General features: G+C 41.9%; 19 protein-coding genes and 2 pseudogenes. 6 read left to right on the forward strand and 15 right to left on the reverse strand.

Going from position 1 to position 19,281, the window contains the following annotated elements; all coding sequences use genetic code 11:
* The 4 genes from nikA to NLX67_RS18745 form a co-directional block, all read right to left on the reverse strand.
* Positions 1–1,572 carry a nickel ABC transporter substrate-binding protein gene (gene nikA / locus NLX67_RS18730; protein ID WP_254312943.1) on the reverse strand — a complete coding sequence of 524 codons (1,572 nt, stop codon included), beginning with the start codon at positions 1,570–1,572 and terminating at the stop codon, positions 1–3.
* 135 nt (positions 1,573–1,707) lie between these two features.
* Positions 1,708–2,589, reverse strand: a complete 882-nt coding sequence (locus tag NLX67_RS18735) for a DMT family transporter (RefSeq protein ID WP_254312945.1) — start codon at positions 2,587–2,589, stop codon at positions 1,708–1,710.
* Positions 2,586–3,899 carry an opine metallophore biosynthesis dehydrogenase gene (locus NLX67_RS18740; RefSeq protein ID WP_254312947.1) on the reverse strand — a complete coding sequence of 438 codons (1,314 nt, stop codon included), beginning with the start codon at positions 3,897–3,899 and terminating at the stop codon, positions 2,586–2,588. The genes NLX67_RS18735 and NLX67_RS18740 overlap by 4 nt, the downstream gene beginning before the upstream one ends.
* A 2-nt stretch (positions 3,900–3,901) precedes the next feature.
* Positions 3,902–4,717, reverse strand: a complete 816-nt coding sequence (locus NLX67_RS18745; RefSeq protein WP_254312948.1) for a nicotianamine synthase family protein — start codon at positions 4,715–4,717, stop codon at positions 3,902–3,904.
* Positions 4,718–5,174: 457 nt separating this feature from the next.
* Between NLX67_RS18745 and NLX67_RS18750 the strand changes: the two genes are divergently transcribed.
* Positions 5,175–5,489, forward strand: a complete 315-nt coding sequence (locus tag NLX67_RS18750) for a MerR family transcriptional regulator (RefSeq protein WP_254312950.1) — start codon at positions 5,175–5,177, stop codon at positions 5,487–5,489.
* Between the two features lie 45 nt (positions 5,490–5,534).
* Here the strand turns inward: NLX67_RS18750 and NLX67_RS18755 are convergent, their stop codons facing one another.
* The 7 genes from NLX67_RS18755 to NLX67_RS18785 form a co-directional block, all read right to left on the reverse strand.
* On the reverse strand, positions 5,535–5,975 hold the full coding sequence (locus NLX67_RS18755) for an IS66 family transposase (RefSeq protein WP_254312952.1): 441 nt from the start codon (positions 5,973–5,975) through the stop codon (positions 5,535–5,537).
* Positions 5,976–5,997: 22 nt separating this feature from the next.
* Complete coding sequence (locus tag NLX67_RS18760) at positions 5,998–6,522, reverse strand: IS66 family transposase (protein WP_309143154.1); 525 nt, start codon at positions 6,520–6,522, stop codon at positions 5,998–6,000.
* Positions 6,416–6,946, reverse strand: a complete 531-nt coding sequence (locus tag NLX67_RS18765; protein WP_254312953.1) for a DUF6444 domain-containing protein — start codon at positions 6,944–6,946, stop codon at positions 6,416–6,418. Before NLX67_RS18765 ends, NLX67_RS18760 begins: the two co-directional genes overlap by 107 nt.
* A 163-nt stretch (positions 6,947–7,109) precedes the next feature.
* Positions 7,110–7,871 (reverse strand): SDR family NAD(P)-dependent oxidoreductase, encoded by a 762-nt coding sequence (locus NLX67_RS18770; protein ID WP_254312955.1) that lies wholly within the window; start codon positions 7,869–7,871, stop codon positions 7,110–7,112.
* A gap of 105 nt (positions 7,872–7,976) precedes the next feature.
* Entirely contained in the window at positions 7,977–8,492 is a 516-nt protein-coding gene (locus tag NLX67_RS18775) for a DUF1850 domain-containing protein (RefSeq protein ID WP_254312957.1), read from the reverse strand.
* A gap of 91 nt (positions 8,493–8,583) precedes the next feature.
* The gene (locus NLX67_RS18780; RefSeq protein ID WP_254312959.1) at positions 8,584–9,585 is read right to left on the reverse strand and encodes a TAXI family TRAP transporter solute-binding subunit; all 1,002 of its coding nucleotides are present in this window, start codon (positions 9,583–9,585) and stop codon (positions 8,584–8,586) included.
* 213 nt (positions 9,586–9,798) lie between these two features.
* On the reverse strand, positions 9,799–11,787 hold the full coding sequence (locus tag NLX67_RS18785; protein WP_254312960.1) for a TRAP transporter permease: 1,989 nt from the start codon (positions 11,785–11,787) through the stop codon (positions 9,799–9,801).
* Between the two features lie 372 nt (positions 11,788–12,159).
* Between NLX67_RS18785 and NLX67_RS18790 the strand changes: the two are divergent.
* Positions 12,160–12,387, forward strand: a pseudogene (locus NLX67_RS18790) (transposase); the annotation flags it as partial.
* Here NLX67_RS18790 and NLX67_RS18795 read toward each other — a convergent pair.
* Positions 12,279–12,827 (reverse strand): tyrosine-type recombinase/integrase, encoded by a 549-nt coding sequence (locus tag NLX67_RS18795; protein ID WP_254312961.1) that lies wholly within the window; start codon positions 12,825–12,827, stop codon positions 12,279–12,281. The pseudogene NLX67_RS18790 and the gene NLX67_RS18795 sit on opposite strands and share 109 nt — an antisense overlap.
* A gap of 118 nt (positions 12,828–12,945) precedes the next feature.
* Between NLX67_RS18795 and NLX67_RS18800 the strand changes: the two genes are divergently transcribed.
* Entirely contained in the window at positions 12,946–13,506 is a 561-nt protein-coding gene (locus NLX67_RS18800; RefSeq protein ID WP_254312963.1) for a GNAT family N-acetyltransferase, read from the forward strand.
* A 332-nt stretch (positions 13,507–13,838) separates the two neighbouring features.
* On the opposite strand, the gene NLX67_RS18805 is transcribed toward NLX67_RS18800, so the two are convergent.
* On the reverse strand, positions 13,839–15,299 hold the full coding sequence (locus NLX67_RS18805; protein WP_254312964.1) for an aldehyde dehydrogenase family protein: 1,461 nt from the start codon (positions 15,297–15,299) through the stop codon (positions 13,839–13,841).
* Positions 15,300–15,528: 229 nt separating this feature from the next.
* Positions 15,529–16,359 (reverse strand): methyl-accepting chemotaxis protein, encoded by an 831-nt coding sequence (locus NLX67_RS18810; protein WP_254312966.1) that lies wholly within the window; start codon positions 16,357–16,359, stop codon positions 15,529–15,531.
* 316 nt (positions 16,360–16,675) lie between these two features.
* Here NLX67_RS18810 and NLX67_RS18815 point away from each other — a divergent pair, with 316 nt between their 5' ends.
* Together NLX67_RS18815 and NLX67_RS18820 are read left to right on the forward strand one after the other, a co-directional pair.
* Positions 16,676–16,813, forward strand: a complete 138-nt coding sequence (locus NLX67_RS18815) for a hypothetical protein (protein ID WP_254312967.1) — start codon at positions 16,676–16,678, stop codon at positions 16,811–16,813.
* Positions 16,777–17,370 (forward strand): annotated as a pseudogene (locus NLX67_RS18820) (RNA-guided endonuclease TnpB family protein); the annotation flags it as partial. The gene NLX67_RS18815 and the pseudogene NLX67_RS18820, both read left to right, overlap by 37 nt.
* A 306-nt stretch (positions 17,371–17,676) precedes the next feature.
* Here the strand turns inward: NLX67_RS18820 and NLX67_RS18825 are convergent.
* Positions 17,677–18,765 (reverse strand): 5-methyltetrahydropteroyltriglutamate--homocysteine S-methyltransferase, encoded by a 1,089-nt coding sequence (locus NLX67_RS18825; RefSeq protein ID WP_254312968.1) that lies wholly within the window; start codon positions 18,763–18,765, stop codon positions 17,677–17,679.
* 165 nt (positions 18,766–18,930) lie between these two features.
* Here NLX67_RS18825 and NLX67_RS18830 point away from each other — a divergent pair, with 165 nt between their 5' ends.
* Positions 18,931–19,113: a LexA family protein gene (locus NLX67_RS18830; protein WP_254312970.1), complete on the forward strand. Its 183-nt coding sequence runs from the start codon at positions 18,931–18,933 to the stop codon at positions 19,111–19,113.
* Positions 19,114–19,281: the final 168 nt, after the last annotated feature.

Below are 19,281 nucleotides of genomic sequence, written 5' to 3' on the forward strand. Positions count from 1 at the left end.
TTATTTCACATCCAGGGTATGGGTCAGAATATAGTACTCTTCTGCTGTTGGCTCCCAATTTGTGACCCGATTGTTCATGCCGACAATAATGTTGGGATAAACAGCATAGCTATGAGCAACATGTTCATTGATAATATGGGCGGCGTTCTTTGTTAACTCGGTTCTTTTCTCAGCATCAGTAGTTGTATTTAATTCTTGAATAACATTATTTAATGCCGGGATATTGATTTTCCCTACATTCAGTGCTCCCGCATCGGTGAAGGCTGTATTCAAGAAATAGCTTCCATCTCCACGTGGAGACGTATTGTTGCTATAAGTGGCCAGATCCCAGTCGGTGTTTTCTGCAAGGTGTGTATCCGCATTTTCAACGTTTTTGATTTCAATGGTTACGCCTGCTTTCGCAGCATCGGATTGAAACAGCTGGGCAATGAGCGGCAACTCCGGCCGCGCTTTGTAGGTGATCAGTTCAAGCGTAAGCGGCTTCCCGGCTTTTTCCATCAAGCCCTCTGCATTTTCTGTATACCCTGCCTCGCCAAGCAATTCTTTTGCTTTTTCAACATTCAGCTCCTGAACTTTATCCTCAAGGCCAAAAGGAAGAGCGCTGTTAAACGGGCCGTTTGCCGGTTCTGCATGCCCAAGCATAATATCATCCGCAATGCTTTTCCGGTCAATTAACAAATTAAGTGCTTGTCTGACTTTCACATCTGATACATTGGCACTTTGCTGATTAAACAAAATAAAATGCGCTCTAAGGCCTGGCACTGATTCCACCGTAAGTTCCTTATCCTGCTCAATCACTTCCATGCCTTCAGCCGGAAGGTTATAAACGATATCGGCTTCTTTAGACTGTAAAGCAAGCGCCCGCACATTGGCATCTTCATTAAATCGAATGGTCGCTCCGTCTATTTTAGGCTCTCCTGCCCAGTAGCTGTCATTTTTGCTCACCTGAACTTCTTGGTTAGGGATAAAGTTTTTTACTTTAAATGGGCCCGTGCCTACCGGGGCATTTTGAAACGCTTCAGGACCCACTTCTTTTTCCGCTTTCGTGTTTACAATGGATGTGTACGGATTGACCAGCTCAGATGGAAGAGCAGGATATGATTCTGTTGTCGTGATAGTAAGCGTTTGGCCCTCTGCTTCCATCGACTTAATTTTCAAGGAACCGCTAAGGGATTCATTTACATCCATGCTTCTTTCTAAGGATGCTTTAACCCCTTCGGCATCCAGTTTTGTTCCATCATGAAACATAATATCGTCACGAATAGCAAATTCCCACGTTATATTATCATTTGTCGACCAATTTTCAGCCAGCCAGCCTTCAAGATGTGAATCCTTACTGAGCTTTAGCAGGGTCTCTGTAACACCTGCACGAATGGGTGTAAAACCTGTATGAGGATCCATGTCGGAAGATTTAAAACTAAAAATCATCGCTATGTTTTTTTCTTCTTCGTTTGTTTTTGCCCCTTCTTTTCCTGAACTGCTGTCTTGAGATGAACAGCCTGCTGCGAAAAGAACAAACAAACTAGTTAACCAAACAAGCAGGTTTTTTGTGCTAAAAAAGGTCTTATCCATTTTTTTATCATCCTTCACTTTTTATAAGTAATGATTACGATTTAAACTATGTGTTTTAAATCGAAATTATTCCGTTTTGTATATTGGATATTATTACGTACTGTACTACAATTAGTCAATGAAAAATTACATAACTTATTTAGCTTGTGAGCTTTTCAATTGTTTGGCAGGCACTGCAGCGGGTTTTTTCTTCTTCATTGATAGAAAACAGCATGAGGCAATAATAAGCAGGCCTCCTATAACGGTATAAACATCAGGAACTTCCGTCCAAAATAAAAATCCCCACATAACATTAAATACAATTCCTATATAGCGGGTAATCTCAACAACCACAACGCTTTCATGCGTAAACGCTTTTGTAAGAAAAATCTGTCCAAAAAGCGAAACAATGCCTATGCATAACAAATAAAAAAGCTCGAGTGGAGATGGAATGACAAAATTCCCCCACATTAATGGAATAGAAACGACCACTCCCGTAGCTAAAAAATAAAAAACAATTTCATAAGAATGGTGCAGTTTGCTCAAATACCGAATAGAAGTAGCTGCTCCCGCAGCAAACAATGCACTTAAAACTCCAGCTAGCGCATAAATAGAATAAGACGAATAGTGGAACGGCTTGACTAGAAGAACGGCGCCTAAAAAAACAAGGGGCAGTACGTAAAACGTCTGTTTTGATATCTTTTCTTTTAAAAAGAGAGCAGATAAAATCAGGACGAAAACCGTTGATAAATGAGCTAAAATACTGGCATCTGCAAGCGGAATTTTAGAAATTGTATAAAAATAGGCTAACAGATACAAAGCACCAAGCATCCCCCTTATCAAAAGCATCGGAACACCTTTTGTGGAAAAACCCACTTTGCTATGGCGCATCATCAAATAAATAAAAATTGTTCCAATAAGGCTTCTAAAAAAGGCGACCTCGGCTACAGGAATAGTCATGCTCACTGCTTTGACCAGTGCATTCATCACGCTGAACACCAGGGAAGAAATAATGGCCAGAATTACACCGTTTTTCATTGGGTCCCTCCCCTTTGTTGAGTAAGATCTATCTTCTTTAAAGTATCAATTGCTGGATGAAAATTGGAGAAATCCACCCGGTTTTCCGTACTAAACTTCATCACTTCTTTCTCAAATGTCTGCAAGAGTGATAATGCTTGAGGCATTTGAATGCCTGCTGACTGGGCAAGTTCGTAAATGAGCTTCAACTTTTGATAGTCCTCTAGAGGAATTCTTGGAATGATCCACTTTCCACTGCTGTCTATCTCAGCATGTTTAAATGGGACAGCAGAAAAATCAAAGTATTTTCCTTTCTCGTCTGGAATAGCAAATGGATCAATAAGAATAGCTGAATATCTTATGTATAAAAGGTACTCTTGTTTTTCTTCACTGAAGGAATGAAACATGTCAATGTCTTTACGCGAAAGGGTCTCTTCATGAACCGGGTAATTATCATCATTTAAAAATTGCAGCAAATTAATAGGCTGTGCACCAAAATATTCAACCACAGCAGAAATTTCTTTCCAGAGACGGACCATTGCTCGTATCACGTGCTGAGTAATGGGGCCTTCAGGATAAATTTTATACATACATTTTAACGACTGCTCTTTTCTCAAAATTTGATTCATGGAAAAAGAATTCATAAATAAAGGTGGATGGACATACGTTGTGATGCTTTTGCTTTCCGCTTCGACAGGAGACGCAACAACTTGACATTGAATGCCTAAGCTTTCAATAAATTTGACGACGGGCTTTAAGCCCAAGCTATCCTTCTTGGATGAAGCTAGGTAAATTCGCTTTTTCAATGCTTTTGTCAGTACGGCAGAACTTTCTTCTTCACTTCTTTCATATTTAGTTGCCGCATAATAAGATGAGAAACTAATCACATCGATTTGTTCTATTTCTTTTTTAAAATGACGCTCAATCAGGAGATTTGATCCTATGCCGGGAGAGAGGAGGATCAATGTTTTTGCTTTTTTTAATTTTTTGAGTGACAGGCTTTTTATGACTTCAAGATAGCTGTCACTGGGCGTACAAATAATAAGTGTCTCCCAGCGGTCTTCTATTTCTTGAAAACCACCGTAAAAACAATCAAGCTTTGCCTCTCCACTGAGTTGGCGGTTTTGGCTTTGATACGTTGCTTTAAGCACTTGGCCATGCTTTTTAAAACTTTCTTTCAACCGGCTTGTGTGAGCTCCTGCCCGGTTGACAAGCCCAAGCTTATCGCTCCATCCCCTTGATAGATTCACAGCGATATTTACTGCTGCAGGCCCCGCGCCTACTATTAGTGTGCTGCCAAAAGGCGTTCCGTCATATGTACGAAAAATCATGTTTATCCCAGCTCCTTTCTTGCACAGTGGGTCTTTCCCTTTTTCAGGACAACAGTGTCATAGAAGTGATCCTTTTGCTCAATGCTTGAATAGTTCCATTCATCTGATAAATCTTGATCGAGAGGATAATTAAACATGGATTTAAGGCCGTTTCCATATCGGATAATCACTTTTGCTTCTTCAGAAAGCACAGACTTTAAGTCTTCAAGAACTTCAAGCTTGTTTTTGACAAGCGAAGCGATCATGACATGCGTCGCTCCCTTGATAAAGGATAATTCACTAACAGCTTCATTCGTAAAGGAAACCTTGGATTCGAGGCCCGTTAGCTCCGCTATATTTTTGCCCATCTCAACCGCCTCCAGATCAATGTCGAGGCATATAATTTCAGCGCCTGTCTGCTTCGCAATGGTTAAAGCTGAAATGGGGAATGCGCCTGAACCTATAAAAACGATTTTTGAATTCCTGTTAATCCCAAACGATTCCAGTTCGTTTTTTACCGATTCACATAAGGCAGACATGTATCTAGAGATATCTGCCCGAGCATTGACTGTACAAGATGATTGGTATTTTTCAATCATGCATATTGCTTTTGAGGAGGCTTCCCGAAGCTCTGCTGAATATTTTCTGATTTCCGCATCCTCCCCCCATCGTTTCCACTGTTCCCCATTCTCTTCACTGACAACAAACTTTGAAAGATCATCAAGCTTGTTTGTAAGCAGGTCATAACAATATTTGCTTTCTTTTATGTAAGCTGAAAGCTCGTTTAATTCATGGCGCAGCATTTTAATGGAAACTAAAAATTCATACTTGTCAGACATTTTTTAATCCTCCCACTCTATAAATCGTAATAATTACGATTTGTAGAGTAACATTCCCTCCCTTTTCAAGTCAATCAAGTTGTTGCAAATTAGTTAAATATACCCTAAAAACAAAATATTTCTGGTTGCCAGTTTTCGCTTTTTAATCTGCCAATAAGATGTTTGGTTCTTATAATGAATTTCGCGTAAAAGTGTACCAATACACAATGTTGGTAGAAGAAAGGCACTTAATACAGTGGCTGTTCTTCTACATTAACTCTTGTGATAGTTAAAACTCATAAATAGACGACAAATTTAGTCAAAGGACATTTGTTGCTATTCACCGAACTTAAAACATACGTGAACAACATACTTGGAAACCTTATCGAAACCTGCCACACACCTTTAGAATAGCGTCATATTAAGCTTTTTGTAAGGAACATACGTTGAAACTTATCTTGAAAGGATGATGAAAATCATGACTCAAACGCAAGATCAATGTACTGAAAACCTAAGTGAAAACCTTGAGGAGATGCGCTTAACGGTGAAAGAAGCGGCTAAGTATGTAAATGAAAGTCCTGGTGTTGTCCGCAATTGGTTGAGGGAATTGAAGCCATACATCCCTACTGTTCAAGGAGAAAATGGGTACCACTACTTTGATAAGCCAGCATTGGAAAGGCTCATGCTGATCCGCCAATTAAGCAGAGATCAGAACTATTCCATCAAGCAGGTCGACTATTACTTTGCCACGGGTGAACTGAAAATTGAACCCGAGCCAATAGAAGAACGGTAACTACTCAGTCCATGCCTAATAGACCGCGCTCTTTGGCGCAGCCTGTCAGTTGAAAACAGCAGGCGCTTCGATCGTTTCCTTTAGCGTGTCAAGCAATGGCAGCCCCTGCTTGCGCACGGTTGATAAAAAAGAACGGATCGTCATGAAATCCCAGGCGCCCTTTTCACTTCGGAAGAGACCGGAAATCTTTTCTTTGACGCGGATCATGCGGAGATCCCGTTCCGCCTGGTTGTTATCGAACGGCACCCTTTGATTGTGAAGAAAACGAAGAATTTTTTCTTCATGGGCGATGAGACGGTCCAGCATTTTGCGCGCCGGCGTGCGTTTCAAACTTTTACGCTGGGTGCGCTGATGCTCGGTCATGGAGACCTTCAGTGTATCACTTGCCCGGCAGACGATATCCCTGTATCGCTTCAAGAAAGCACTTGCTTTCTTTTCTGGGACAGCGAGCTTCGCTTCGCGGTACAGGTCCGCCGCCTTTTTCATCTCGATCAGAAGCTCATGCAGGTCATACGGCCCAGGGCTGATTTTCCTGTTCGTGCAGATACGTCAGTTCACGCAGGATGTGTGCATTGCACAGACCATGCCAGCAGCCTGTATACGTAAAATAAGACTGCCATTCATCATGGATAGCGATGCCCTGATAATCAGGCAGAAAACCAATTTCATTCATTGCTTCGCATCTTCGTTTCGAATGCAGCGCATAAAACGTTTCATCTGGTGTCGAATACACATGAACCCACTGGCGTTTTGGCAGGACATCCATGCCGGTTTCGTCCATATGGACGACTGGGGAAGAAAGAATCACTGACCGGATTTCTTCCACTTCCGGCTCAAGGGACAACGCTGTCCGCTGGAGGATATTCGAGAGCGTTCCCTGGCTGATCGTTTGCCCAAACAAATCCCGCATGACTTCCACTGTGCGTTCATAAGGAAGTAGCTGTCCGTGATGTAAATAAACAAGAAGCGACTGAACCCCGCTTCCATATTGGATACAATTGCGGACGTGCCCAGGGAATGTCCCTTTCTCTATCGAACGGCAGCACGGGCACTGCCTGCTCCGCCTGGTGTTCTGTTACTTCTAATGACAAGGGAGGCAGGTCCCAGACTTGGCGCTTTTCAAGCGCCCGTACCGGCTGACTTGATAAGTCGGTGCCGCACTTGGAACACGATGAGACAGGATAGCCAATTTCATAGTCCGGCTGACTTGAAAAAGGCAGGTGATGCCCGGAGTGGCCCGACTGTCCACCAGAGGATTTACCGCTGGGCTTTCGTTCACTTTTTGTGCGGCGGACTTTTTTAAAACCATCCGAAGATGGTGGCTTATGACTGTTGCGGCTGTTTTTGCCAAGCGGCTTTTCCAGTTCTGCCACGCGTGCTGTCAGCTGTTCAATGAGAATAGCTTGCCGTTCGATAATGGCAAGCAGCTCTGCTTTCGATAGTTTCTCTAGTGACATGATCCAGACCCTCCTTTCGTTCAGGTATTTTTAAAGAATTACCCATAAAATACAGAATGTTAAACAGGGTCTGAGTAGTTACCAATTTACGCACAAAAAAGAGCCGTCAGCATAATGCCCGGCCCTCTTCTTTACTCTTATTCCTTTCCAGCAATACTTTATTTTAAAAATTCATCCGGGATTGCCCGCCATCTACATTGATACTAGTTCCTGCCATCCAAGAGGCTTTATCAGAGGCTAAGAAAGCAACAACATTCGCGATTTCTTCAGGCGTACCGAAACGCCCCGCTGGAATTTCATTTTTAATAAACTGTTTAATGCCCTCCGGATTCTCTTCAAGGCGTTTTTTCCAATTTCCGCTTTCATGCAAAATGCTTCCTGGGGCAACACTGTTCACACGAACCCCATCAGAAATCACTTCATCCGCCAATGATTTGGTAAAGCTGATTAGTGCAGATTTTGCATTGTTATATGTAACTTTGCCGCCACTTTCTCTTCCAAATATAGAAGTAATGTTAATAATCGATCCTGCATGATTTTTTTTCATATGCTCCACCGCTAATTTGCTTAAATGCACAGCTGAAAAATAATTCAGCTCCATTGCTGAATAAAACAAATCCATTTCCGTTTCTGTCGCTTTTCCGCCATTGCTGCCGCCTGCATTATTGACCAGAACGTCGATCGTTCCTCTCTCTTTCACAAAAGATTGGATCAGTTTTTCCCGCTCATCAACCTGTGAAATATCCGCTTGAAAAATGGACAGGCTACCGCCAATCTCTTCTCTCGCCGTTTCTAACGCTTCCATTCTGCGGGCAACGATCGAGACGTTCGCTCCCTCTGAGACAAACACTTTAGCAATCGCTTTGCCAATGCCCATAGAACCGCCAGTAATAAGCACATTTTTTCCTTGTAATTGCAAATCCACCAAACCAGCTCCGTTCATTCGAGTTATCTTTCATTGTTTTTTTATATTACACGCTTTCCCTTCTTTCTGTCCAAAGACTCACATTGAATCATAGGCTCTTACTTCTTATTTCAGCTCCATTCCACTCCATTGCTGCCACAGTGTAATTTTTTTCGCTGAAATTCTAACCCACGATCCAGGTTTTATAGATTCTGCTAATGTGTACACGTGGTCCTGGTAAATCAGCCGATGATTTGCTTTTACTTGCCCAATCCTTAAATCAATAAATGGAAACTGCCGATTCATATTTTTTATATAGTATGTACCATCTTGTTCTTCAAATACTTCATTACCTTCTGCATTCGAAGGCATGCCAACTGCAAAATCTTTATAGGCGAGCTCGGTTTGAATAATTTGTTCCTTAGATAAACGATACGAGTCCACTACATCCGATAGGTGGATGGAGTGTGTGTACTTTATTTGAAAGGTTTCGTTCTTTTTCAACAGTACGTATGCAAGTAATTGTTCTTGATTCTGGTAAGTGACAGCAATTACTTGTTTATAAGGAAAGTAAAACAGAAAAGCGATGAGCAGCAGGAGTATACAGAGCACAACAAAACGTTTAAATACGTTCAGACTCATAAATAGCCACTCCTTCAAACTTAAAAATCCATATTATTCTAAAAACGAAATCGATAGGCCGCCTGTGCGACCTACCGACTTTAAAAGATATTTAGTTTGCAACACCTATTTCTTCAAAATATTTAGCTGCACCAGGGTGAAGCTCCATATCTCCGAGTCCTTCCAGTGCCGTTTCAGGTGTCATAAATTCTCCCTTGGCATGCGTGATTTGGTCTGTGTTTTCATATAACGCCTTTGTCATCTCATACACTAAATTTTCATCTAACTCTTTTGTCGCCACAAGCATGGCTTTAACAGCAACCGTTTTGACATCAGATTCGATTTTGTAAGTGCCGCTTGGAACCGTGTCTTCTGCATAGTACGGGTATTTTTCAACCAGCTCTTGAATTTTGTCATCCGCAATGGGAACAATCACCACATCATTTTGGGCGGACAGCGCTTCAACAGCACCTGTTGGCGTACCAGCTGTTATAAATGCTGCATCAATATTCCCAGCCTGAATTCCATCAGTAGATTCATCAAAAGAAAGGTTTTGTGCTTTAATGTCTTTGTCTGACATTCCATAGATTTCAAGAATTTGCATAGCATTAATGTAAGCGCCTGATCCAGGTGCACCCACAGATACTGTTTTTCCTTTTAAGTCATCAACGGATTGAATGCCGCTTTCCGCTGTCGTGACTAGCTGGACCGTTTCAGGATATAAAGAAGCAATTGCCTGGATATTGTCAATTGAATCTCCTTCAAACATTTCTTTTCCTTCAAGCGCATAGGCGGCAATATCTGTTTGTGAAAAAGCGAGCTCCGCTTCTCCAGCTCTTAATGTTTCCATATTTTCAGCAGAAGCACCTGACGTTTGTGGCGTGATATTCGCTTCTGTGTTATCTGAAATAATGTTCCCTATTTGCCCGCCCAGCGGATAATATGTACCCCCAGTGCCGCCAGTCAGTAAACTTAAATCTTGGCTTGGACTTTCTCCCCCGCCTTCATCACCAGTATCACCTGATCCCTCTTCATTACCGCCGTTGCAGGCAGCAACGATCATCGTAAGCAGCAAAATCATGACAAATAAAAAGTTAAGACGAAATTTCTTCATGAATAAATCCTCCTTTTTCCCATAATGTAGGCAGAAATACTCCTGCCTAAGAACCAATAAAACTTGTCATATATAGTTACAACGGAAAAGAGCAGAACCTTAATTCACCCCTGCCAATTCCATGTGTAATTCAAAAACGGGTGCATTTTCCATATAATTCCAAAATAAAAGAGACGAATTTCATATACGCGTGTATTACAATTTCACATTGAGCTAATTAGTTCTTTCTAGGTTTCGGTTACTTGTATCTTTGCCACCCTTGTCTTTTTTTTGTACATATTGCAAAACAAGCAGCACAGCAAACGTAACGAGCCCTACAATATCTGAGATCGTTTCAGGATAGATTAAGAGCAGCCCTACAATGGCGGCAAGAATTCTTTCCACCCAGTGCATACTTCTGACCCAGTACCCAATAACCCCTGCCCCGATGGCGATCATCCCTGTCATAGCTGTAAAAACAACCCACACTGTTTCTATCCCGGTTGTGTTAATCATCAACATTTCCGGGGAGAGAACAAAAATGTAAGGGATAATAAATGCAGCTATGGCCAGTTTTGCAGATTCCACTCCTGTTTTTATCGGTTCTCCGCCTGAAACACCCGCTGCTGCAAATGCAGCCAGCGCAACCGGTGGCGTAATATCTGCAATAATACCAAAATAGAAAACAAATAAATGTGCTGATAGATCAGGTACACCAAGCAAAATCATTGCTGGCGCTGCTATTGTAGACGTTATGACATAGTTTGCGGTTGTTGGTGAGCCCATACCAAGAACAAGCGCCGCAACCATTGTCAGCATAAGTGTAGGAATCAAGTAGCCGCCAGCCAAATCAATTAATCCATTTGCCAGCTTGAGGCCCAACCCTGTTTTCGTGACAATTCCCACAATGATGCCGGCTGCTGCAGTGGCAGCAGCAACCGCAAGTGCTGTGCGAGCTCCGTCTACTAATGCATAAACGATATCCATTACTTTCATGCCTGCATCCTTATTAATAAAACCCACAATGATCGAGATAAGAATGGAATATAAAGCTGCATGTGTAACCGTTATATTTGACATAAGCAAAACAACGATTGCAATAATTGGAATAAGCAAATAAATCTTGCCAAACACTTCTTTTCTGCTTGGCATTTCTTCTTTTGTTAATCCGCGCAAGCCAAGTCTCTTTGCTTCAAAATGGGTCATGATCCAAATGCCGGAAAAGTAAAGAATAGCTGGGATAATGGCTGCTTTCGCTATATCCCAATAGGTAATTCCGTTTCCAATAAACTCAACCATTAAAAAGGCCGCCGCCCCCATTATTGGCGGCATTAATTGGCCGCCTGTTGAAGCTGATGCTTCTACGGCTCCAGCAAATTCCTTCTTATATCCAAGATTTTTCATCATTGGAATGGTAAATGCTCCTGATGTGACAACATTCGCAACAGAGCTTCCGCTGATCGTTCCTTGAAGGGCACTTGAAAAAATCGCAACCTTTGCCGGACCCCCGATGCTCCTGCCGGCAATGGCTATCGAAAGGTCGTTAAAGTATTGACCCACGCCTGTTCGAATAAGGAAGGAACCAAATAACAAGAATAGGAAGATAAATGTAGATGAAACAGCTAATGGAGTTCCTAAAATTCCCTCTGTTGTAAAAAACATTGTTTGAACCATGCGTTCTAATGTTAGACCGCGATGGGACAAGAATCCTGGCATATACGATCCAAAAAGCCCGTAGAGAATGAAAAGCAAAGCAATAACCATAATTGGCATTCCTACAGTACGTCTAGTCGCCTCCAGCACGAGCAGAATAGCTGTCAAACCAACTGCAAAATCCAGCGTGTTTAAACGGCCGATACTCATGACCAGGTCCTCAAAAAATAATGGCCAATAGGCGCCTATACCAATACTAAGAATCGCTAAAATTATGTCATACCACGCAACTTGAAGCCTTTCTTTTCGACGCTTTTTTCGCTTTGCAGGAAAGAGCAAAAAAATTAAGGAAAGAGCAAACCCTAAATGTACTGTCCGCTGAATTTGAGCGGTAAAAACACCAAAAACAGCTGTATAGAGCTGAAATAATGAAAAAGCTAAAAGACCAAAAAAGACAATATAACCTAATATACCTGTTAATTTTCTTGTTCCCGCTTCGGGATCGTATTTTTCTAATAGCTTCTGTTGTTCTTCCTCTGTTAAATACTTTGCTTCTTTATCAGCAGTCAACTCATTCTCACTCCTTTCAACCGTTTCACCATGAAACGCCTTCAATTTCCTTTGTTCTTTTTACATCCCTTCATTTTTATTACTTTGAAGGATTGAACATTTTTTACAGTTTTAACTATAGGTTAACAGAACTATTCAGAACACTGTTTTGTGAGATTTTCTTACATAGTTTTTCACTAGTATATGTTTGTTTGACCGCTGTTTTCCAGAAAAGATAATTTTATTTTAATGAAGTTAAAAATAAAAATGCCTAGAAGAAAAATTTCCTCTAGGCATTTCAGACTGTAGATAAACTCGAATGAATTCGAGATTGCCTGTAGTCTTTTTGTTTTTTACAATAGTAATAAGATATTTTGGCTGAGGTGATGGAAAATGATGACGAGAAACAACCAGACAGAACGAGACCAACTAGAAGTAATTGCACTGGACCAGCTGGTGCCGCAGGACCACCTTGTACGGAAGCTTAAGACGGCAATTGATTTCTCCTTCATTTATCCATTGGTGGAAGATTTGTATTCGAAGCTTGGGCGTCCAAGTATAGACCCGGTTGTCCTGTTTAAGATGACCTTTATCCAGTATGTGTTTGGCATCCGCTCCATAATCTTCTGCAAATAGATCATCGTTGTCTCAATTTTTTCATGACCAAGTGCACGCATGATGGTATACACATCACTGTTATTCATATAGCTGATAATTGCAACACTATACCAAAAATAATGTGGCGTAATTCGTTTTTTGCGTGCCTGGATAGACAAAATTGGCACCTGTGCGTTCTCGTCTCCCAGCATCGTCGCAAAGTAAGACGGGCGAAATGCTGTCCACCAGCTGTTTGGCAACAGTGGTTCATCGCTGTCCCTTGGAAAGTCTGCCGCAAGAAGCCGCATTTTCCGGCATAGCACAATGCTATCCATCACTTTATCACGAAGCGGTATATCCCGCTGCTTATTTCCCTTCCCGATCACATACAGGTAATAGCCGCCAAGGATGGGATCATAACGAACGCTTGATACTTTCAGACGGCACAGTTTGTCATTCTGCATTTCGGTTCCCACCACTACATGAATGAGGCCTGAATAGTATCGGATTGCGATCTTGAAAAGTGTAGAACTTGGATTTGATGGTAAAATAGGAATAACAAATTAGGCGGGAGAAATCTTTATGAAAATTAAAACCGTTGGCACTTGGGACGATGAAATTTGGCAGGACGTGAGCCCCCTTTATATGGAGGCATTTGGAGATAAGGGAGCCAAGCCGGTTAAGATCATCAAAAATATGTTTGCACAAGGAATGGCCGAGCTTCATGTGGCGTACAACGAGTCGGCAGCGGTTGTTATGGCTCTCACAGGGAAGCTCGTATCTGACCGGGTGATGATTATCGACTATTTGGCTGTATCTGAAAAAGAGCGAGGCCATGGACTTGGCAAACACTTTGTTGATTACCTGCGACAGAAAGCAGGTGATGAGGGATATCAAAAATTAATTATTGAGGCTGAGTCAGAGGAAACACCAGATAATAGAAGGCGTATCCACTTTTGGCAATCATGCGGCTTTCTTCTCACAGAGTATGTCCATCACTACATCTGGGTGCCGGAAACCTACCAGGCTATGTACCTTCCCCTCATTGCTGATTCTAGGAAGGTGACGGGAGAAGAATTGTTTGGGTTTATGAATACCTTTCACCGGCTGTCGTTTCGTGGAGGCGGGCAGGAGGAAGGTTAGGGGTTTCTTCTCCTGGCTGGCTAAATCGTTTTAACTAATTGAACATAAAAAGAGCAACCGGTGTAGGCTGCTTCATTAAGAAATTAGGAATACTATTGAAAAAGTCCATCTTTCCAACAACTGCAGCTTAATTGCTTTAAACTGTTATCCTATTTTTAGATGCTTTATTCTTACTCAACATTTATGCCCCTTCCAAGGGTCAAAGTCGGTAGCCTCACAGCAAGCAGATGGTTGAGATTTAAAAACCTTAAACAAAAACCCCGCAGAGAATTTGCATCACTCTGCGGGTTTTGTTATTACTCTCATTAGGATAAAGCTGAATATCTCTGTTTTTAAAAAGGAAACTGTCTTGTTTTCGTTTGAACAGATACCCACTTCATTACGGTGAATTCATCGACCACCCATGGGTTTCCAAACCGGCCAAGACCGCTTGCTTTATTGCCGCCAAACGGAATATTCGGAGCGTCGTTCACGGTCTGGTCATTAATGTGCGTCATGCCTGTATCAAGCTGCAGGGCAAACTGCTCCCCTTTTTCAAGATCGCTCGTGAAGATGGCGGAACTTAGGCCGTGGTCAGTATCATTTGCCATGGCAATGGCTTCGTCATCGCTTTCTGCCTTAATAATCACCGCAATTGGACCAAATAATTCTGACTGGGCGAGCGGTCCGTTGTTTTTTACATCTGTAAACACATACGGAGTCAGAACGTTTCCGTCACGTTTTCCTTCGAGAGCCACTGTCGCGCCTTCTTGTTTGGCAGCTTCCACAAAGCCAAGCGCTTTTTCCACTTGCCGCTCATTCACAAGCGGGCCAATAACGGTATTCGGGTCCTGCGGATTGCCGGCAGGAAGCCCCTTGGCCCGTTCGACGAATGCTTCTACGAAAGCATCATACTTGTCCTGGTGCACAATGATTCGGTTAATAATCATGCAGATTTGCCCCTGGTGAATAAACTTGCCGAAAATAGCGGCATTGACAGCTTGTTCAACATCGGCATCCGACAGAACAATAAACGGGCTGTTCCCGCCAAGCTCCAGTGCGACACGTTTTAAATGGCGTCCGGCAATTTCACCAATGCGGCGGCCAACGCCCGTTGAGCCTGTGAAACTAATCAAGCGTGGAACAGGGTGCTCCAGCATGCTTTCTCCAATTTCTTCAATGTCGGTTAAAAGCATATTGAAAACGCCGGCAGGAAGGCCAGCATATTCAAATGCCTTTGCCAGTATCACACCGCCAACAAGTCCAACCTGGATATCGGGCTTATGAACCACCGCATTGCCGAGAGCAATAGCCGGCGCAATCGTCCGCATAGATAGATTCATTGGGAAATTAAAGGGCGAAATCGATGCAATGACGCCGAGCGGTAAGCGGTAAATTCGGTTTACTTTACCGTCCACACTTGCAGGTACTTCTCTTACGCTGCCCACTTCACCTGTATAGTTAAGCGCTTCTTCAAGTATTTCAAGGGTAAGGTGAAGCTCCACATTCCCTTTTAAAATGGTGCCGCCTGTTTCACGGCTCACAAGCTGAACAATTTCTTCACGGTTTTCCTTTAAATATTGGGCTGCTTTTTCAATGACGTTTTTCCGCTTCTCCACGGAAGACTGTGCCCATGCTTTCTGGGCTTGTGCGGCTGTTTGAAACGCTTCTTCCATTTGTGCCTTTGTAGCAAGCTTTACCTCTGCAATGACAGAATTGTCATACGGATTAAGATCTTTGTAAATACGTGTACTTTCTCCTTCGACCCATTCTCCATTTATATAACTTTTTGTCCATGTCTCAAATTGTTGCATTCTAGATCCTCCCTTTATGTAAGCCTATTCACTATAATAATCCAAATAGATAACTGAATGAACTGGTTAGATATTATAGGAAGAAACTCCTGGTTGTCAATAACCTCTTTTATACTTAGGCAACTAATATGGAAAATTTAGATTTCTTTTTTTCGAATACCCTGATCCATAAAAGTGGGGTAAATCGGTGTTTATTAAGAATATAAAAAACTTTGCCTTATGTGCGCATCTATTTTTGTTCTTCAATCAAATATTTTTTGGACATATCAATCGCGTCCTGTAGAGATTGATTGATCTCTTCTACACCGTTTCTTTGATTGTCCCCGACCTGGACGACTTCATGAACGGAATTGGAGATTGATTCAACCACTTGTTGAATTTCATTCAATGACGTATCAATGACGGATGTAAATTCAAAAATATTTGTTGATAATTTCTGAATTTCACTGGCTACGACATCAAAGCCCTTTCCGGCTTCCCCTGCTCTCGCTGCTTCTATTCTTGCATTAATTCCAAGTAATTGTACTTGTTTTGCGACATAATTAATCGTCTCAATCACTTCAAAAATTTTCCCCAGCTTCACTTCTGATTGTTTTTGTTCCTCTGCCAGAGTATTGCTTATGGCTACCAAAGAACTCGCTCCTGCACTGATTTGATCCATATTTGAAGAAACTGAAGAAAATGACTTCTCGACATTTTCTTGAAATTCTTTTAGTATTTTTTCATATTTTGTCTCCAGCGCAATGCCGAGCCCTCCAATTACCTTGTTATTTTCATCACGGATGGGCATAACTCCGGCAGTCAATGATAGATTATATAAATGCTCCGGAATTTTAACCACAAGCTTTTTATTTTCTCTCACCGCCGCTGACAAAGGGGTTTGAGGATTAACGGTTTCCCCTGCTTTAATTCCTAGATCAAAATTTTCTCCAGGGAACGCTCCCAAACATACACTTTCTTGGTCAATCACTGTGATATTCGAATCGATCGGTAAAGTGTTTTTTATAATAGGGATTGTAAATAAAATTTTCTCCAGTATAGGATGGATATGATGATTCATTTAGTAGTCTCCTTCGACATGTTATAGCCCTATCATACTTATCTATCGGTTTCTTTTTTTATTTTTTTAATCTTTTATTATGTATACCTTTATCTATTTTATTATAATTGCCATGCCAAAAATAAAATGATTTGTCGTATTAAGATATATATTAAATAAGTTAATCAGGCTTTTATCCTGCACAATGCGGATATAATTACACTGGCAATAATATTATCATAATGGAAATCGCTACTATTTAATAGGGTTTTTTAAGCGGATATAAAAGAAATGAATGGGAGAAGAAAAAAGCAATCATATTTAGGGAGGGAATGAGATGAAAGCAATCAATACCATGGCAAAGATGCAGGAATCAGCCATATTCCTCGCTCAAATAAAAAGGGACACGCACCCTTTTATTCCGGTATACTGGAAAGAAAAAGCAATAAAACTGTTGGTATTGATGTTGGCTTAAAAGACTTTGCCGTTCTCTCAAATGGGAAAGTGTACAAAAAACCAAAATTTTTTAGAACATTAGAAGAGAAGCTGGCCAAAGCACAACGCATTCTTTCCCGCCGCCAACGCCTGGCCATTCAGCAAAAAAGACCTTTATCAGAAGCGAAAAATGTACAAAAACAGCGTATGAAAGTGGCGCGTATTCATGACCAGATTGCGAATGCACGGACTGATTACTTGCAGAAAATCACGACCGAGATCATCAAAAACCACGATGTCATCGGAATTGAGGACCTGAAAGTGTCAAATATGCTGAAGAACCGTACATTATCCAAAGCAATCAGCGAAGTTTCCTGGTCGGAATTCCGCACGATGCTGGAATACAAAGCAAAATGGTACGGCAAGCAGGTGGTCGCTGTCGATCCTCGTTATACTTCCCAAAAGTGCCATTCGTGTGGTCACACAGCAAAAGAAAATCGTCAAACACAAGCGGCATTTATTTGTGTTTCCTGCGGTCATTTCGAAAACGCGGACATCAATGCTTCCCGGAATATCCATGATTTAGCCATTGTTTAGTAACACAATTTGTTTTTTCGCAGGAGACTTGCTACAAAGTCATTTGTACTGCCAACCGTCGGAATGACGGGCGTAGCCTAATGACCTAATGAATTAGGGACCGATAGGTTTCTTTACTTAGGAATCCCCCATGTTCAACGAACGTAGTGAGTAACTGGGGGTAATTCAAACTTTAGCTTCTTGATATAGAATACATCGTGATGCCAATATTCCGAGTTATCATCAATCAAAACAGCCTTTGTGCTGCTCATAAAAACAGGGCTGCTCAAAAATCAGTTTTCACCGACTTTTGAGGCAGCCCACTTCTTATTTCCAAACATCATTCGCAATGCTTACAACGTGGCGCACTTTTGCCCATTGCGCTTCTTCAGTAAGCAAATTGCCTTCTTCCGTAGATGCAAATCCGCATTGCGGGCTTAAGCATAACTGCTCAAGCGGCGCCCACTTCGCTGCTTCTTTAATGCGTGCTTTTACGGCTTCAGGATCTTCAAGATCACCATGTTTTGACGTAATCAATCCGAGCACGATTTTTAAGCTTGGACGATTGACGAATTTCAATGGTTCGAATCCACCTGAACGCTCATCGTCAAATTCGAGGAATAAACCATCCACATCCAGACCGCCAAAAATAACTTCTGCTGCTGCATCATAACCGCCGCTTGCTGTATAAGTTGATTTAAAGTTGCCTCGGCAAATGTGCATCGTAATAACCATGTCTTCCGGTTTTTTCGCAATCGATTCGTTAACCGCACGCTGGAATGTGTGCAGAAGCTCATCCGGATTTTGGCCGCGCGCGGCAATTTGCTCTTTTCCTTTTTCCGAGAAAAAGACAGCCCACGCTGTATCATCAAGCTGCAAATAACGACAGCCTGCATCATAAAACGCTTGAATCGCCTTTTGATATGCTGCAACAAGATCCTGTAAAAGCGCTTCATGATCCGGGTATACTTTTTCATCAATCGTCCCACGGAAAAAAAGCATATTCGGGCTTGGAATCGTGAATTTTGCGGCATGATCTCCCTTGATGCTATGCAAGAATTTATAGTCTTCGATCATTGGATGATTCGTGAAATCGACTTTACCGGTTACTTTGATGCCATGTGCTTTCGTCTGCACACCGGCAAACTGAATGCCCGCTTCTGTTTCGTACAGTTCCACGCCGTCGAGGCCTGCCAGAAAATCAAAGTGCCACCATGCACGGCGCATTTCACCGTCTGTTACGGCTTGCAAGCCTGCTTCTTTTTGTTTTTCAACGAGACGAATAATTTCTTCGTCCTCAATAGAACGCAGCTGTGCCGCTGAGATCTCTCCATTGTCCTTCTGTAAACGCGCTTCCTTTATACGCTCGGGGCGCAGGAAACTGCCGACGTGATCGGCGTAAAATGGTGCTTTCATTTTTATCAAACTCCTTTCATTCCATAGATTATCATTTAGAAAGAAAAAAAGAAATGATAGATGACATTCAAATCCACGCTTACTGCTTGAAGAGGCAACAAATGCGGAAATTTAAGCGGTCCAACATTTTAGCAGCAGGTAAAGCGTAGCAAAGGAGAAAGGCTTATGCTTAAACAACTGTCTGCACGCCAGGAAAAAATGCTCCAGTTTATAGATGATTATGTAAGTGCAAAAAACTATCCCCCGTCTATTCGTGAAATAGGTGACGCGGTTGAGTTAAAGTCTTCTTCCACAGTAAGAGGCCCTCTTGATCATTTAAAGGCGTCTGGATATGTGACCTGGGAATAGGGAAAACTGCGGACATTGAATGTGGTGAAACGAAGCGCCATAATCTCAATGAAATTAAATGCTTAATATACAAAAGGAGCGATAACAGCATGAAAACTGTTATTGCCCCTTCTTTTTTAAACTTTCTAGATTCCAAAAGTGCCAATACCTCATAATTAGTGTAAATTT

The organism is Domibacillus sp. A3M-37 (assembly GCF_024213455.1).
GTDB lineage: Bacteria > Bacillota > Bacilli > Bacillales > Domibacillaceae > Domibacillus > Domibacillus tundrae.

What these genes read in the sequence shown, in the direction of transcription:
- NLX67_RS18825 (WP_254312968.1), bottom strand. Translation starts at nt 18,765, where the DNA reads ATGAAAGCACCATTTTACGCCGATCACGTCGGCAGTTTCCTGCGCCCC.
- NLX67_RS18765 (WP_254312953.1), bottom strand. Translation starts at nt 6,946, where the DNA reads ATGTCACTAGAGAAACTATCGAAAGCAGAGCTGCTTGCCATTATCGAA.
- NLX67_RS18815 (WP_254312967.1), top strand. Translation starts at nt 16,676, where the DNA reads ATGAAAGCAATCAATACCATGGCAAAGATGCAGGAATCAGCCATATTC.
- NLX67_RS18810 (WP_254312966.1), bottom strand. Translation starts at nt 16,359, where the DNA reads ATGAATCATCATATCCATCCTATACTGGAGAAAATTTTATTTACAATC.
- NLX67_RS18795 (WP_254312961.1), bottom strand. Translation starts at nt 12,827, where the DNA reads ATGCAGAATGACAAACTGTGCCGTCTGAAAGTATCAAGCGTTCGTTAT.
- NLX67_RS18735 (WP_254312945.1), bottom strand. Translation starts at nt 2,589, where the DNA reads ATGAAAAACGGTGTAATTCTGGCCATTATTTCTTCCCTGGTGTTCAGC.
- NLX67_RS18775 (WP_254312957.1), bottom strand. Translation starts at nt 8,492, where the DNA reads ATGAGTCTGAACGTATTTAAACGTTTTGTTGTGCTCTGTATACTCCTG.
- NLX67_RS18830 (WP_254312970.1), top strand. Translation starts at nt 18,931, where the DNA reads ATGCTTAAACAACTGTCTGCACGCCAGGAAAAAATGCTCCAGTTTATA.
- NLX67_RS18750 (WP_254312950.1), top strand. Translation starts at nt 5,175, where the DNA reads ATGACTCAAACGCAAGATCAATGTACTGAAAACCTAAGTGAAAACCTT.
- NLX67_RS18780 (WP_254312959.1), bottom strand. Translation starts at nt 9,585, where the DNA reads ATGAAGAAATTTCGTCTTAACTTTTTATTTGTCATGATTTTGCTGCTT.
- NLX67_RS18805 (WP_254312964.1), bottom strand. Translation starts at nt 15,299, where the DNA reads ATGCAACAATTTGAGACATGGACAAAAAGTTATATAAATGGAGAATGG.
- NLX67_RS18755 (WP_254312952.1), bottom strand. Translation starts at nt 5,975, where the DNA reads ATGAAAAAGGCGGCGGACCTGTACCGCGAAGCGAAGCTCGCTGTCCCA.
- NLX67_RS18800 (WP_254312963.1), top strand. Translation starts at nt 12,946, where the DNA reads ATGAAAATTAAAACCGTTGGCACTTGGGACGATGAAATTTGGCAGGAC.
- nikA (WP_254312943.1), bottom strand. Translation starts at nt 1,572, where the DNA reads ATGGATAAGACCTTTTTTAGCACAAAAAACCTGCTTGTTTGGTTAACT.
- NLX67_RS18740 (WP_254312947.1), bottom strand. Translation starts at nt 3,899, where the DNA reads ATGATTTTTCGTACATATGACGGAACGCCTTTTGGCAGCACACTAATA.
- NLX67_RS18745 (WP_254312948.1), bottom strand. Translation starts at nt 4,717, where the DNA reads ATGTCTGACAAGTATGAATTTTTAGTTTCCATTAAAATGCTGCGCCAT.